This window comes from Nonomuraea sp. NPDC059194 (assembly GCF_042754765.1).
GTDB lineage: Bacteria > Actinomycetota > Actinomycetes > Streptosporangiales > Streptosporangiaceae > Nonomuraea.
Window position 1 is genome coordinate 130,550 of the sequence record NZ_JBHZBH010000013.1, and the last position, 12,947, is coordinate 143,496.

Consider the following 12,947-nt stretch of genomic DNA (forward strand, 5'->3'; position numbering starts at 1 on the left):
CCCCACACGCCGCAGCATTCCGCCTGGCGCACCCCAATTCACCGCATCCCCGGAGGCACCCCGCCCGGGTCCCTCCGATCCGGGCACATCCCCCCGGGATCTCTCCCCGCTCCGATCTCCTCCGACCTGGGTCTTGGCACGCAGAGTCGGCGGCCTGCCCGGGTCAACGGACGGTCGGGGTCGGGGTCGGGTTAGCGGATGTCGGAGTTGGGGTGTTCAGCGTCCCAGCGGCGGCGCGACTCGGCGATGGCCTCACGGTGGTCGGCCGACCATTCGGTCATCGCCCTGAGCAGGTGGGTGAGGCTGTGCCCCAGCTCGGTCAGCGCGTACTCCACCTGCGGCGGCACGGTCGGGTACACCGTACGGGACACCAGCCCGTCCCGCTCCAGCCGCCGCACGGTCAGGGTGAGCATGCGCTGCGAGATCCCGTCGACCGCCCGCTGCAGCTCCCTGAACCGCCGAACCCCGTGCGCCAGCTCCACCACCACCAGCACCGACCACTTGTCACCGATGCGGTCGAGCACCTCCCTGATCCCGCAGTCGTCGGCGCAGGAGACGATCGGCTGCCGTGGGGTGGTTACCTCGGTGTGTGTGGCTGACATGAATGTGCCTCCTTACCGGCGAACGGCGATCTCACCATAGTGGTTACCCAACAGAACCACTATGGAGGGAAGTTTCATGATTATGGTTACCGGCGCGTCCGGAGGGCTCGGCCAGCTGATCGTCAAGGGCCTGGCCGGACGGGACGACGTGGTCATCAGCAGCCGCAACCCCGCGCACGGCCGCCGCCGTATCGACTTCGACGACCCCGCCACGCTCGCGGAGGGCTTCCGCGGCATCGACACCCTGCTGCTGATCTCCGCGGGGTACGGCGAGGACGACGTGGTCATCGCCCGGCATGAGGCCGCCATCAGCGCCGCCGAGAAGGCCGGGGTCGGGCACATCGTCTACACCAGCCTCACCGGCGACGGCGACCACCTGACCTACGCGCTCGCCCACCGCTGGACCGAACACAGGCTTCGGCGCGGCACCACCGCGTGGACGATCCTGCGCAACGGCCTGTACGCGGAGTTCTTCGCCGGGCTGATGATCCCTGACGCCAACGGCAGGATCACCGCCCCGCTCGGTGACGGCCGACTGTCCGCCGTCGCCAGGGAGGACCTCGCCGAGGTGGCGGTGAAGGTCACGCTGGAGGCGGCTGCTCATGCGGGCCGTACCTATGAACTGGTGGGCGAGGAGGCGATCGGCGGCGGCGACGTGGCCGCGGCGCTGGGCGCGTCCTACGAACCCGCCACACTGGCGGAGGCGCGGTCGGCGGTCGCGAGCTTCAGGCTGGAGCCGTTCCAGGTGCCGATGATCATGAGTACGTTCTCGTCGACCGCCGGGGGATTCATGTCGGGTACGGCAAGCGACCTGCGCGCACTCCTCGGCGGGGAGCCGCGCAGGGCGCTCGACATCATCGCCCCAGGTCAAGCGGCCCGCTAGCTGAGGTCTAGGCCTCATACTGGACGAACCGATCATGGGGGCCCGGCGAGGGGCGAGCAGGTGCCTTGGGGCTGGGCATGCCGGAGCCCGGCACGGTGATGCCGAGGTCTTGGGCTGGGTGGGCCGGGCATGGGGGTTCATCTCGACGAGGCTGAGGTACTGCTGGTGGCGCGGTTTCCCGGCTGTCGGTGAAGGTGGGAGGCAGTCCCCCGGCGATCAGCGCTTCGGGGGGGTACCACGACGGCTTGATCGGTCCAAACGATCAATGGTTGCATGCGTCGAATCGGAACGGAAAGATCAAGGAGAAGAAATGCGCATCTCGCCCACCGGAGCGCGCACCGGCGCATTACTCGGTCCACCGGCGACCCTCGCCGAGGCCCAGACCGCGCTGCCCACACGTGAAGAAAAGAACGGCCCCGGTCCCGACTCCGCCCCCAACCGGTACGCGCTGCCCACACGTGAAGAAAAGAGCGCGCCCGACGCCCCCAACCGGTACACGGCCTCTTGCCCGACCCAGGCCCGCATCAGGAGGGAAGAAGCGTGATAGGCGGTATTCGTCTGGCGGTGTGGGTCTATCTGCTGTTCGCCGGTTTCGGCCTGCTCGGCATCAGCGAGGGCGGGAACAGCACCGGTGTGGTGCTGTGGCTGGCCATCCTGCTCGCCTCCGCCATCCTCGGCGTCACAGGCGCAGCAGCCGGACAGACCCTCGCGGTCCGGTACGCGCTGCCTCCTGTCTTCCTCGGCGTGCTGGCGCTCGTCTTCGGTGGCGGCGTCGGGCTGCTGATCGCCGCCGGCGTCGCCGGCGTGCTGCTCTCCATCGGTGCGCGCGTCATCTTCGGCGTTGAACGCGAGGCGGACGTCAAACCCGGGCACGAGGGTACGGCGGGTCCACGAACGGGCGAGATCTGGTGGGCGGACGTGCCGTACACGGACTCGGCCAAGTCGAAGGACCGTCCGTGCCTCGTCCTGGAGGTCGGCGACTCCTACGCCCAGGTCCTGAAGATCACCAGCAAGGACAAATCCGGTCGCGATGACCATCTACGGCTCAGGAACGGCCTGGTCGACGGATATGACCAAAGCTGGCTCCAGTGCGCCGAGCCGAGGAGCGTACCGCTGAACTCGTTCCGCAGGTTCGAGCAGAGGATCGACGACGAGACCTGGCACCTGGCGACGCACCTGCTCGGCAGGGGCTGATCACGAACGGAAGGCGGCCACCACCGGGCGACCGCCTCTCCGAGACGCTATTCCAGCCTCGCCAGCACCGTCCGCGACACCTGGGCGAGGGTGCGCAGCTCGTCCTCGGTGAGCAGGTCGATGAAGTGCCTGCGCACCGAGGCCACGTGCCCGGGCGCGGCCTCCTCGATCGTGCTCAGCCCCTTGGACGTCAGCACGATGGCCGCCCCCCGCGCGTCGTGGGCGACCTCCTGCCTGCTGACCAGCCCGCGTTCCGACATGCGGGTGATGTGGTGGGAGAGCCTGCTCTTCGACCACCGCATGTGTACGGCGAGCTCGGTCAGCCGCATCCGGTGCCCCGAGGCCTCCGACAGGTTCGACAGCACGTCGTAGTCGGGCTCGGACAGCCCCGACTCACGCATCAGGTCGCGCTGGATCTCCAGATCGAGGAGCAGCCGCATCCGCCGGTAGCCCATCCAGGCGGCGTACTCCGTCTCGCTCAGCCAGTTCACGCGCCCAATCTAGGGCTCGGTCAGTTCACCGCGCCCCAATCCAGTGCTCGGAATCCAGGGCGCGGGCGACCGATTCCGCCGTCGCGGGCACCAGCGGGAGCCGTACGTCAGGCGTCGGGATGAGGCCGTGCGCGTGCAGCACCCCCTTGATGACCGTCGGGTTCGGCTCGGCGAACAGCAGCGCCGACATGGCGGCCAGCCGGTGCCCGAGCGCCCTGTCCCAGGAGGCGGCCATGGACACGAAGGAGGCGGTGTGCAGGTGCGCGGAGGCCAGGATGCCGCCTGAGGCGCCGAGCGCGAGCATCGGCGAGAGGTAGGCGTCGTCGCCGGTCAGCACGGAGAAGTCCGGCGGCAGGTCGCCGAGCAGCGCGACCGCGTCCTGATCGACGGCGCCGGTGGCGTACTTGACGCCTGCGATCATCGGGTGCTCGCCGAGCCGCCGCAGGGTGGCGGCGCTCAGCGCCTGCCCGGTCCGGTAGGGGATGTGGTAGATTACCAGCGGCACCGGCGTCCGCTCGGCGAGCTGCTCGAAGTAGGCGATGACGCCGCGCTCGCCGGGTCTGACGAACGCGGGGACGGTCACGAGTGCGGCCGTGGCCCCTTCGGTGAGCTCCAGGTCGCCGACGATCAGCTGCCTGCCGTACGAGGCCGTCACGTGGCGGCAGATCGTGACAACCTCCCGCCGTTCGGCAGGCGTGAGCGTGGAGGGCTCGCCCGTCGTGCCGAGGGCGACCAGCCCCGCGGCTCCCTGGTCGAGCGCGGAGGCGGCGAGCTTCTCCAGCGCGTCGAAGGCCACCTCCCCCGAGGCGGCGAACGGCGTGATCAGCGGCACGTAGATTCCGGAAAGCATGCCTCCCACCCTCGCGGACACCCGACCGTCAACACCAGTTCACGTTTCTGCGGTGCACCGTAAGCTCGCCTTATGCTCGATCCGCGAAAGCTCCGCCTCCTGCGCGAACTGGCGAGAAGGGGCACGATCGCCGCCGTCGCCGACGCGCTCACCTTCACCGCCTCGGCCGTCTCCCAGCAGCTCAGCGCGCTCGAACGTGAGGCGGGCCTGCCGCTGCTGGAACGGACCGGCCGTACGGTCGTGCTCACGCCCGCCGGGCGCGTGCTCGTCGAGCACGCGGAAGCCGTACTGGAGAGTCTGGAGCGGGCGGAGGCCGCGCTGGCCGCCACACGGACCGGCCCCGCGGGGCCGCTGCGGATCGGCGCGTTCCCCACGGCCGCCCGCGCGCTGCTGCCCCGCACGCTGGCGGCGCTGCGGCGCGACCATCCGGGCATCGAGCCGATGATCTCCGAGATCGACCCCGCCGACGTCGGCGCCGCCCTGCGCGCGGGCGAGCTGGACGTCGCGCTGGTCCACGAGTACGACTTCGTGCCGCCCGTCGTCGACGAGGGCGTCGAGACCGTGCCGCTGCTGACCGAGCCGATGTACCTGACCACCAGAAGGACCCTCGCCGAGGCCCGCGACGACCCGTGGATCGTCAGCACGCCCGGCACGCTCTGCCACACCATGGCCGTCCGCGCCTGCCACGCCGCCGGGTTCGAGCCGCGTGTGCTTCATCACATCGACGACTTCGACACCGTCCTGCTGCTGGCCGCCGCCGGGCACGGCGTCGCCCTCGTCCCGCAGCTCGCGGCGGCGAACCCGCCGGTAGGCGTCACGCTGACCGCGCTGCCCATCGAACGCCGCACGCTGATCGCCTTCAGGAGGGGGTACGGCGGGCACCCGGCGCTGAGCCCGCTCACAGCCGCTCTCAGGCAATCCACAGCCGCCGCGATCCAGGCTGGAGGGCATGGATGAGTTGCTGAACACCCCCGCGATCGCCCACGGCCTGCGCAAGGTGGAGACCAGGATCAGCCGGCTGGCCGGCTCCTCCGCCCTGCCCGGCATCAACGCGGGCGCCGACCGGATCGTCACCGCGGGTGGCAAGCGCCTGCGCCCCGCGCTGACGCTCGCCACCTCGCTGGCGTTCGGCAAGGCCCCCGACCGGCGGGTGATCACGGCCGCCGCGTGCGTGGAGCTGATCCACGCGGGCTCGCTCGTCCACGACGACCTCATGGACCACGCCATGCAACGCAGGGGCGCCCGCACGCTCAACGCCGAGCTGGGCGAGGGCAAGGCGCTGGTCATCGGCGACTTCATGCTCGCCAGGGCCGGTCTGGCCGCGATCACCGCGGTGTCGCGCCCGGTCGCCGAGGTGCTGGCCGCGACGGTGGTGGAGCTGGCCGAGGGCCAGTTCATGGAGACGGCCGACCAGTTCAACAGGGCGCGGACCGTCGAGAGCGCGCTGCGGTCGATCACCGGCAAGACCGCGGCGCTGTTTCGCGCCTCCTGCCTGGTCGCGGCCATCTGCGCGCGCGCCTCCGACGAGGACAGGGCCAGGATGGCGCTGTACGGCGAGCGGTTCGGCCTGATCTTCCAGATCCTCGACGACCTGCTCGACCTCACCGCGCCCGCCGAACGCCTCGGCAAGCCCGCGGGCAACGATCTCCGCCAGGGCGTCTACACGCTCCCCGTGCTGCACGCGATGGCCAAGGACCCCTCCGTCCTGCGCGACGACGTGGACGACACCCTCGCCGCGCTCAGGGAGACCACGATCGTCGCCGACACCCTCGAATACTGCCGCGGCCTGGCCTCCGACGCCCTGTCCGCGCTCCCCGTCATCCACGACAGGGAGATCGCCGCGATCATGTACGGCCTGCCCACCGCCTACATCGACCACGTGGAGCGGCAAAGTTTGACCAGAGCAAGTTGAGATTTGTTGGTACAAGACGAAAGAGCGCAGCTCATACTGGGGGTAGCTGGCATTCCAGGAGCACGCTCATGCGGAAACCCCCGACGCAGCTCGAAGCGACGCAGTTTCTCCAACTGGCCGCCGTGGACTTCAGCGGAATCTACGCGGTCCACCTGTCCGCCAAGGACGAGCGGCTGAAGATGACGCGGCTGGCGATGAGCCTGCTGTCGGCCCCCTTCGCCGCCGCGGTCGCGCTGGCGAGCACCAAGGTCGTCGAGCCCGGCACCCTGACCAGGTGGGACACCGTGCCGTGGTATCTCTACGCGCTGGTCGCCACCTTCGGCCTGCTGAGCGTGCTGCCGTTCCTGCGCCTGATCGAGGCGGTCAACACGCACGCCAGGACCGCCAGGGCGCTCAACAACTTCCGGCTGCTCTACGTCACCCGGATGAAGGACGAGTTCGACTGGTCGCCCAACCTGCCGATCGACCCCGAATATCCGGAGACCTTCGCGCCGCTGGCCTGGCCGGGGATCAACGTCATGATGCTGGCCCTGGTCAACTCCGCCTACCTGACCGTCGGCCTCACGGGGCTGGCCAAGTCCTCGCCGAACCTGCCGTTGCTGCTGCTCAGCATCCTGCTGGTGGCGCTCGTGCACTACTCGGTCTACTACGTGCGCTGCAACGTCACCCGACGGCGCCGCCTTCCCCATAACCCCTACAACTTCCCGAACGTGGAGACCTGATGGCAGAGCCCACCCGGTGGGCGTCCTGTGGGGAGGCGTGGATATGGCTCATGAGGCACGTGCGAGCGTCGGGCGCTCTCGCCGACGACGACCGCGGCCCGGTGATCGAGGGGCAGCCGGTCCTGTTCGAGATCACCGACGTACGGTGGGACGACGACCCGATCCTCAGACGGTACGGCGACGCCGCCAAGCACGCCCTCTACACGCGTAAGTTCACCGAGGCCGGGATCGTCCCGCCGTTCAAGTACAGCTACGGGCAGCGCCTGACGCCCCAACTGGAGTGGGCGACCACGCTGCTGCGGGCCAGGCCGTACAGCAAGAGCGCGTGGGTGTCGCTGACCGGGCCTGGCGAGCCGTACGACGCGGTGCCCTGCCTGGCCGCGGTGGCGGTCAGGATCAGGGACGGCGCGCTGGTGATGACGGCGTCCTTCCGCTCGCAGAACGCCTACACCTGCTACCTGAACTACGTGCCGCTCAGAGACGTCCAGGCCGGGATCGCGCGGGATCTCGGCCTGGACTGCGGCCCGCTGCGCGTGTTCGTGGACGTGCCGCACCTGTACCTGGCCGACCTCACGTACGTCGAGCGGATCGCGCCCCGGTAACCGTTCTGCAAGTTCGAGTGACTACCGTGCTCCGGGTGAAGGCGCGCATCGTGGACATAGCGACGTATCTCCCCGGCCTGACACGGACAAGCAGTGACGTAGAGGAGCGGATCGAGGGGTTCAGGGCGCCCAAGGGGCTCATCGAACGTCTGACGGGCATCAGGCGCAGGCACGTGGCGGCCGACGACCAGCAGGCCTCCGACCTGGCCGTCGAGGCGGCCAGGCGGCTCGACACCGACGTCGACCTGCTCATCTTCGCCTCGGCGTCGCAGGACCTGGTCGAGCCGGCGACCGCCCACATCGTGGCGGCCAAGCTCGGCCTGTCGTGCCCCGTGTTCGACGTGAAGAACGCCTGCAACAGCCTGCTCAACGGGATCCAGGTGGCCGAGGCGCTGATCCTGTCCGGCGCCCACCGCAGGGTGCTGGTGTGCTCGGGCGAGACGCCGAGCAGGGCGATCAGGTGGCAGGTGAAGGACCGCGAGCAGTTCGTCGACTCCTTCGCCGGCTACACGCTGTCCGACGCGGGAGCCGCGGTGCTGCTGGCCGCCGACCCGCGGCGCGGCATCTTCTACCGCGAGTTCTCGGCCGACAGCACCGCGTGGGACATCGGCACCCTGCCCGGCGGCGGCTCCGCGCATCCGCGTGACCCCGAGTACTCCTACTTCAGGGGCGACGGCCGACGGTTGAAGGAGGCGTTCGAGAAGGTGGGGCCCGACATCTTCCTCAACGCCCTCAAGCGGACGGGCCTGTCGTGGGACGACTTCGCGATCGTGGCCGTGCACCAGGTGGCGCTGCCGTACCTGCGCTTCCTGGCCGGCACGCTCGGCATCCCCGAGGACCGGCTGGTCGTCAGCCTGCCCGAGCACGGCAACTGCGCCTCGGCGACGCTCCCGCTGCAACTCCAGCTCGGCGGTTGGGCACCCGGTGACCGGGTGGCGCTGCTCGGCCTCGGCGGCGGCATCAGCATGGGCGTCATGCTGGCGGAGATGTGATGAAGCTCTGGGTCGTCGTACCCGCCTACAACGAGGCGGCGAGCATCGGCGCGACGCTGCGCGCCCTCCGGGAGCAGCACGACCGCGACTTCACCGTGCTGGTCGTCGACAACGCCAGCTCCGACGGCACCGCGGAGGTGGCCCGCGCGTTCGGCGCCGAGGTCGTCCACGAGCCGCGCAAGGGCACCGGCGCGGCCGCCGACACCGGCATGCGCCACGCGATCGCCAACGGCGCCACCCACCTGGCCAGGACCGACGCCGACTGCCTGCCGCGCGCCGACTGGACGGCCAACATCCGCCGCGCCTTCGCCGACGGCCTCGAACTCGTCGGCGGCAAGCTGCGGGCGCGCACCGACGAGTTCCCGCTGAAGCTGTGGGAGCGCCGCCTCATCCCCGCCGTCGTCGAGACCGCCGCCTTCTTCGGCAAGGTACGGCCGAGCAACCGCTCACCCGACTACCGCGGCCCCTACGTCATGATGCCCGGCGCCACCATGGCTATCACCGCGGACCTCTACGAGCGCTCCGGCGGCTTCCCACGCACCGCGATCGAGGAGCAGCACGAGGACCGCGAGCTGGTCAACCGCGTCCGCAGGATCACCGGCGCGTACGGCTCCCGCCGCGACGTCGTGGTGTTCGGCTCGGTCCGCCGCCTGCGCGCCTACGGCCTGGTCCGCACCCTCGCCTGGTACATCGACCACCACTACCGGCCAGACGTGATCGACATCCGATGAACCACGAGACCCGGCTCTACCTGGCCGCCCACCCCTTCGCCTACCCGCTGGTCCGCCTGCTGGCCCGCCTGGGCCCCGTGGTGCGCGTCCCCGGACTCGGCGTGGTGGTCAACGACGCCGCCACCGCCCGCCGCGTGCTCATGGACCCGCGCTTCCGCAAGGACGGCCCAGGCTCGCCCGGCGAGCTGTGGACGCCGGTGCTCGGACCCTCCGTGCTGCTCAACATGGAGGGCGCCGCGCACGCGGCCTTACGGGCCAAGCTCGCTCCGCTCTTCACCCCCTCGTCGGTCTCGGCGCTGGTCGCCGACGTGCTCGACCGGCCGCTGAAGGAGCTGTCCGCCCGGCTGGACGGCGGCGAGCGCGTGGACCTGGTCGACGCCATGCGGCTGATGGCGGGCTCGGTGATCTGCAGGGTGATCGGGCTCGGCGAGGTGCCCGCCGAACGGGCACGGGAGATGTTCGCCGACGGGGAGCGCGTGGCGGCCATGGTGTCGCTGCGGACACGCCGCCTGTCCGCCCGCCAGGTCGTGGCCGCCCGCGAGGTCCTCGACCGGATCGGCGACATCGCCTCCGCCGCCTACCTCGCCGAGGACCCCTCCACGGTGATGGGCAGAATGCGCTCGCTCGGCCTCTCGGAGGCCGAGGCCAGGGGCGCGGCGGGAGCGTTCTTCCTCACCGGCACGGAGACGGTGGCCACCTTCGTCCCCCGGTTGATCGCGCTGCTGCACGACCACGGACACGTGGGCGCCGACCTCGACCGCGCCATCGAGGAGGCCCTGCGCGTGACCACCCCAACCCCCGTGATGCTGCGCTCGGTCGCCGAACCCGCCACCGTCGGCCACGTTTCGGTACGGCCAGGCGACCGCGTGCTCATCGCCACCCACAACTGCGCCCGCGCCCACGGCCCCTTCGACCCTTCCCGCCCGCATCCGCCCGAGCTGCGCCGGCTGTGGTTCGGCGCCGGGCCGCACTTCTGCATCGGTTACCCGCTCGCGCTGGCCGAGATCCGCGCCGTCGCCGCCACCCTGCTCCAGCACGACCTGCGGGTCGTCGGCAGGCGGGCGGCCCGCGGCGTCCTCATCCCGACCTACGCCCACCTCTGGGTCAGGAAAGCATGATCTGTTCTATTGGGGTCAGGAAGGCATGATCGACATCGTCTCCGGCGTGCTCGCCGCCGCCGACAGCGCCCCGAACAGGACCGCCCTGATCGCGCCCGGCGAAACCCCCGTCACCTACGGCGAGCTCGGCGCCCGCGTGCGCACGATCGCCGCCGCGCTGCGTGGTGATGGTGACTTCGGGGTGCTGTTCGCCGTCCGGCCTGGTCCTGACGCGGTCGCGCTCGCGCTCGGCGCCGTGGCCGCGGGAGGGACACTCGTGCTGGCCGACCCCGGCCTCGCGCCCGAGGTGTTCGCCGGACGGATGGCGCTCACGCGGCCCCGCTGGGTGATCGCCGAGTCGCTGCTCTACCTGCTCAGCGGGCCGTTGCGGCGGGTGGCCAGGCGGCGGGGGCTGCTGCTGCCGAACCTGCGCGAGCCGTTCCCCGACGCCCGCCACCTCTACACGGGCCCCTGGCTCCCCGGCGTCCCCCGGGGAGCCACCAGCCTCGGGGCGCTGCCAGGGCTCCCCCCGGGGGCGACCGGGACTGGAGGACTGCCGGGCGTCCCGTCGAGCAGAGCGGGGGTGCCGGGCGTCCCGCCGGGGGCGGCCGGGACTGGAGGGCTACCGGGCGTCCCGCCGGGCGGGGCCGGGATCGGAGGGCTGCCGAGCCTCCCGCCGGGCGCGGCCGGGGCCGGGCTGCTGGGCGTCCCGCCGGAGACTGCCGGTGCTGGAGGGCCGGGCCTCCCACGGGGCGCGGCCGGGGTCGGGCCGGGGGTGGCCGAGGGCGCGGGGCGGCCTGCCGTACAGGCGGCGGGTACGTGGGATCAGGCGGCGGTCGTCGCCTTCACCTCGGGGACGACCGAGCGGCCCAAGGGCGTCGTGCACACCAGACGGTCGCTGGCGGAGGGTCTGCGGCTGTTCACCGAGGCGGTGCCGATGGGGCCGGGCGACGTGGTCCACACCGACCAGTTCATCCTGGGGCTGCCCGCGCTCATCGCGGGCGCCACCTGGTCGATGCCGGGGCGCGGCGACTACGCCGAGGAACTGGCTCGGCGCGGGGCGACCCACGCGTTCTCCGTTCCCGTGAAGCTGCACCAGCTGCTGGAGCGCTCCCCTCGGCTGCCCGCCACCCTGCGCTGCCTGCTGCTCGGGGCCGCGCCCGCGCCGCCTGCCGTACTGCGGAGGGCGAGGGAGGCGGCGCCCACGGCGGACATCCTGTCGGTGTACGCGCTCACAGAGGCGTTGCCGGTCGCGATCGCCTCCGCCGAGGACAAGCTCGCCACCACCGGCGGCGACCTGCTCGGCGCCCCGCTGCCGGGCGTGCGCGTCCGCGTCGCCGACGACGGCGAACTGTTCGTCAGCGGCCCCCACCTCGCCCGCGGCTACCTCGGCGACGCGCCGCTCGCCGAGGTGGCCACCGGTGACCTCGTGCGGCTCGACGCCCGGGGCAGGCTGGTACTGCTCGGCAGGAAGAAGGACATGATCCTCAGGGACGGCGTGAACATCTACCCCGGCGTCTACGAACCGGCCATCGCCGCACTACCAGGCGTCGGCGAGGCGGCCATCGTCGGCCTTCCCGACCCCGACACCGGCGACGAGGAGGTCGTCCTCGCCCTGACCACGACGGCGGGCTACGACGAGAAGCTGTTGCGCAGATCGTTGCCCGGCCTCATGGACGCGCCCGCGCTCCCCGACCGCATCGTGACGCTCGCCGACCTGCCCCGCTCGGGCCGCAGCGACAAGCTCGACAGGGCCGCGATCAGGCGGCAGGTCGCCCCATGAAAGCACCCGGGGGTTTCGCGACCGGCCAGGCCACGTCAGCCGACCAGGCCACCCCGCCCGGCCAGGCCACGTCAGCGCGCCAGGTCGCCCCATCCGGTGGGAGCGCCGCATGAGGGTCGCGGTCACCGGCGCGTCGGGGTTCGTGGGCGGCGTCGTGTGCGGGGCCGCCGCCGCGCGCGGGTGGGAGGTGCTCGCGTACGGCCGGCGCCCCCACGCCGACCTGGGAAAAGCCATCCCCTACACCTCGTGGGACCTGGTCCACGGCGAGCCGCCGAACGAGCGGGTCGACGCGGTGATCCACTGCGCGGGCAGCGTCACCGACTGGGGCTCGCCACGGGAGATCTGGCAGGCCAACCTCACCGGCACCCGCAACGCCATGGCCGCCTTCTCCGGCGCCAGGTTCGTGCACGTCAGCACGGCCAGCGTCTACGACCCCTTCCGCCCGACCGTCATGGCGACCGAGGACGAGGCACCCGTCCGCCGCTACGCCAACGCCTACGGCGCGGCCAAGGCGAGCGCCGAGAACGCCGTCATGGGCACGGCGGTCATCCTCCGTCCGCACGCGATCTACGGCGACGGCGACACCACGCTCCTGCCCCGCCTGCTGCGTTCGATCAGGGCGGGCCGACTGCTCGCCGTCGGCAGCGGCGCGACCAGGCTCAGCCTGACCTCCGTCGACAACCTCGCCCAGGCCTGCCTGCTGGCCGTCGAGGGCCCGGTCGGGGTCTACAACGTGACCGACCGCCACCCGGTCACGCTGGACGCCGCGCTCCGCGAGCTCATCCGCGAGCGCGGCCTCGCCGTACGCCCGCTGTATGTGCCCGAGGGCGCCGCCATGCGGATGGCCGCGCTCGCCGAGGCCGTCTCCGCCGTCACCGGCCGCCCGCCCCGGCTGACCAGGTACGCCGTGGGCCACCTCGCCGTCGAACGCACCCTCGACATCACCAAGGCCCGCGAACTGCTCGGCTACGAGCCCGCGCCCACCTCGTTCGCCGGGGCGGGCTCCTGGTGAAAGCTTGACCCGACGCGGCCTGCAGCATCGCCTATTCGACCGCAAACCGTTACTAACGTGTGATGGATCTGCTGGT

At 71.5% G+C, this 12,947-nt stretch carries 15 protein-coding genes; 12 read left to right on the forward strand and 3 right to left on the reverse strand.

Annotation, left to right across the window (positions count from 1 at the left end; all coding sequences use genetic code 11):
* Positions 1–191: 191 nt before the first annotated feature.
* Complete coding sequence (locus ACFXJ8_RS18335) at positions 192–602, reverse strand: winged helix-turn-helix transcriptional regulator (protein WP_379645084.1); 411 nt, start codon at positions 600–602, stop codon at positions 192–194.
* Positions 603–678: 76 nt separating this feature from the next.
* Here ACFXJ8_RS18335 and ACFXJ8_RS18340 point away from each other — a divergent pair, with 76 nt between their 5' ends.
* The 3 genes from ACFXJ8_RS18340 to ACFXJ8_RS18350 all read left to right on the forward strand — a co-directional run bounded on the left by ACFXJ8_RS18340 (position 679) and on the right by ACFXJ8_RS18350 (position 2,679).
* Positions 679–1,485: an NAD(P)H-binding protein gene (locus ACFXJ8_RS18340; RefSeq protein WP_379645085.1), complete on the forward strand. Its 807-nt coding sequence runs from the start codon at positions 679–681 to the stop codon at positions 1,483–1,485.
* Positions 1,486–1,795: 310 nt separating this feature from the next.
* The gene (locus ACFXJ8_RS18345) at positions 1,796–2,029 is read left to right on the forward strand and encodes a hypothetical protein (RefSeq protein ID WP_379645086.1); all 234 of its coding nucleotides are present in this window, start codon (positions 1,796–1,798) and stop codon (positions 2,027–2,029) included.
* Positions 2,026–2,679, forward strand: coding sequence for a type II toxin-antitoxin system PemK/MazF family toxin (locus tag ACFXJ8_RS18350; RefSeq protein WP_379645087.1), 654 nt, complete (start codon positions 2,026–2,028; stop codon positions 2,677–2,679). Before ACFXJ8_RS18345 ends, ACFXJ8_RS18350 begins: the two co-directional genes overlap by 4 nt.
* A 47-nt stretch (positions 2,680–2,726) precedes the next feature.
* Here ACFXJ8_RS18350 and ACFXJ8_RS18355 read toward each other — a convergent pair whose 3' ends face one another.
* Both ACFXJ8_RS18355 and ACFXJ8_RS18360 read right to left on the reverse strand, forming a co-directional pair.
* Positions 2,727–3,170, reverse strand: a complete 444-nt coding sequence (locus tag ACFXJ8_RS18355; RefSeq protein ID WP_379645088.1) for a MarR family winged helix-turn-helix transcriptional regulator — start codon at positions 3,168–3,170, stop codon at positions 2,727–2,729.
* Between the two features lie 25 nt (positions 3,171–3,195).
* A complete protein-coding gene (locus tag ACFXJ8_RS18360) occupies positions 3,196–4,020 on the reverse strand; it encodes a dihydrodipicolinate synthase family protein (RefSeq protein WP_379645089.1) in 825 nt (274 codons plus the stop codon).
* A 72-nt stretch (positions 4,021–4,092) separates the two neighbouring features.
* Between ACFXJ8_RS18360 and ACFXJ8_RS18365 the strand changes: the two genes are divergently transcribed.
* The 9 genes from ACFXJ8_RS18365 (at position 4,093) to ACFXJ8_RS18405 (ending at position 12,871) form a co-directional block, all read left to right on the forward strand.
* The gene (locus tag ACFXJ8_RS18365; protein ID WP_379645090.1) at positions 4,093–4,977 is read left to right on the forward strand and encodes a LysR family transcriptional regulator; all 885 of its coding nucleotides are present in this window, start codon (positions 4,093–4,095) and stop codon (positions 4,975–4,977) included.
* The gene (locus ACFXJ8_RS18370; RefSeq protein WP_379645091.1) at positions 4,970–5,932 is read left to right on the forward strand and encodes a polyprenyl synthetase family protein; all 963 of its coding nucleotides are present in this window, start codon (positions 4,970–4,972) and stop codon (positions 5,930–5,932) included. The genes ACFXJ8_RS18365 and ACFXJ8_RS18370 overlap by 8 nt, the downstream gene beginning before the upstream one ends.
* A 68-nt stretch (positions 5,933–6,000) precedes the next feature.
* Positions 6,001–6,654, forward strand: coding sequence for a hypothetical protein (locus ACFXJ8_RS18375; RefSeq protein ID WP_379645092.1), 654 nt, complete (start codon positions 6,001–6,003; stop codon positions 6,652–6,654).
* Between the two features lie 50 nt (positions 6,655–6,704).
* Entirely contained in the window at positions 6,705–7,256 is a 552-nt protein-coding gene (locus tag ACFXJ8_RS18380) for a hypothetical protein (RefSeq protein ID WP_379645093.1), read from the forward strand.
* Between the two features lie 35 nt (positions 7,257–7,291).
* Positions 7,292–8,248: a 3-oxoacyl-ACP synthase III family protein gene (locus tag ACFXJ8_RS18385; RefSeq protein ID WP_379645094.1), complete on the forward strand. Its 957-nt coding sequence runs from the start codon at positions 7,292–7,294 to the stop codon at positions 8,246–8,248.
* Complete coding sequence (locus tag ACFXJ8_RS18390; protein WP_379645095.1) at positions 8,248–8,979, forward strand: glycosyltransferase; 732 nt, start codon at positions 8,248–8,250, stop codon at positions 8,977–8,979. Before ACFXJ8_RS18385 ends, ACFXJ8_RS18390 begins: the two co-directional genes overlap by 1 nt.
* The gene (locus ACFXJ8_RS18395) at positions 8,976–10,097 is read left to right on the forward strand and encodes a cytochrome P450 (protein ID WP_379645096.1); all 1,122 of its coding nucleotides are present in this window, start codon (positions 8,976–8,978) and stop codon (positions 10,095–10,097) included. The genes ACFXJ8_RS18390 and ACFXJ8_RS18395 overlap by 4 nt, the downstream gene beginning before the upstream one ends.
* A gap of 25 nt (positions 10,098–10,122) precedes the next feature.
* The gene (locus tag ACFXJ8_RS18400; RefSeq protein ID WP_379645097.1) at positions 10,123–11,859 is read left to right on the forward strand and encodes a class I adenylate-forming enzyme family protein; all 1,737 of its coding nucleotides are present in this window, start codon (positions 10,123–10,125) and stop codon (positions 11,857–11,859) included.
* A 109-nt stretch (positions 11,860–11,968) separates the two neighbouring features.
* Positions 11,969–12,871: an NAD-dependent epimerase/dehydratase family protein gene (locus tag ACFXJ8_RS18405; protein ID WP_379645098.1), complete on the forward strand. Its 903-nt coding sequence runs from the start codon at positions 11,969–11,971 to the stop codon at positions 12,869–12,871.
* Positions 12,872–12,947: the final 76 nt, after the last annotated feature.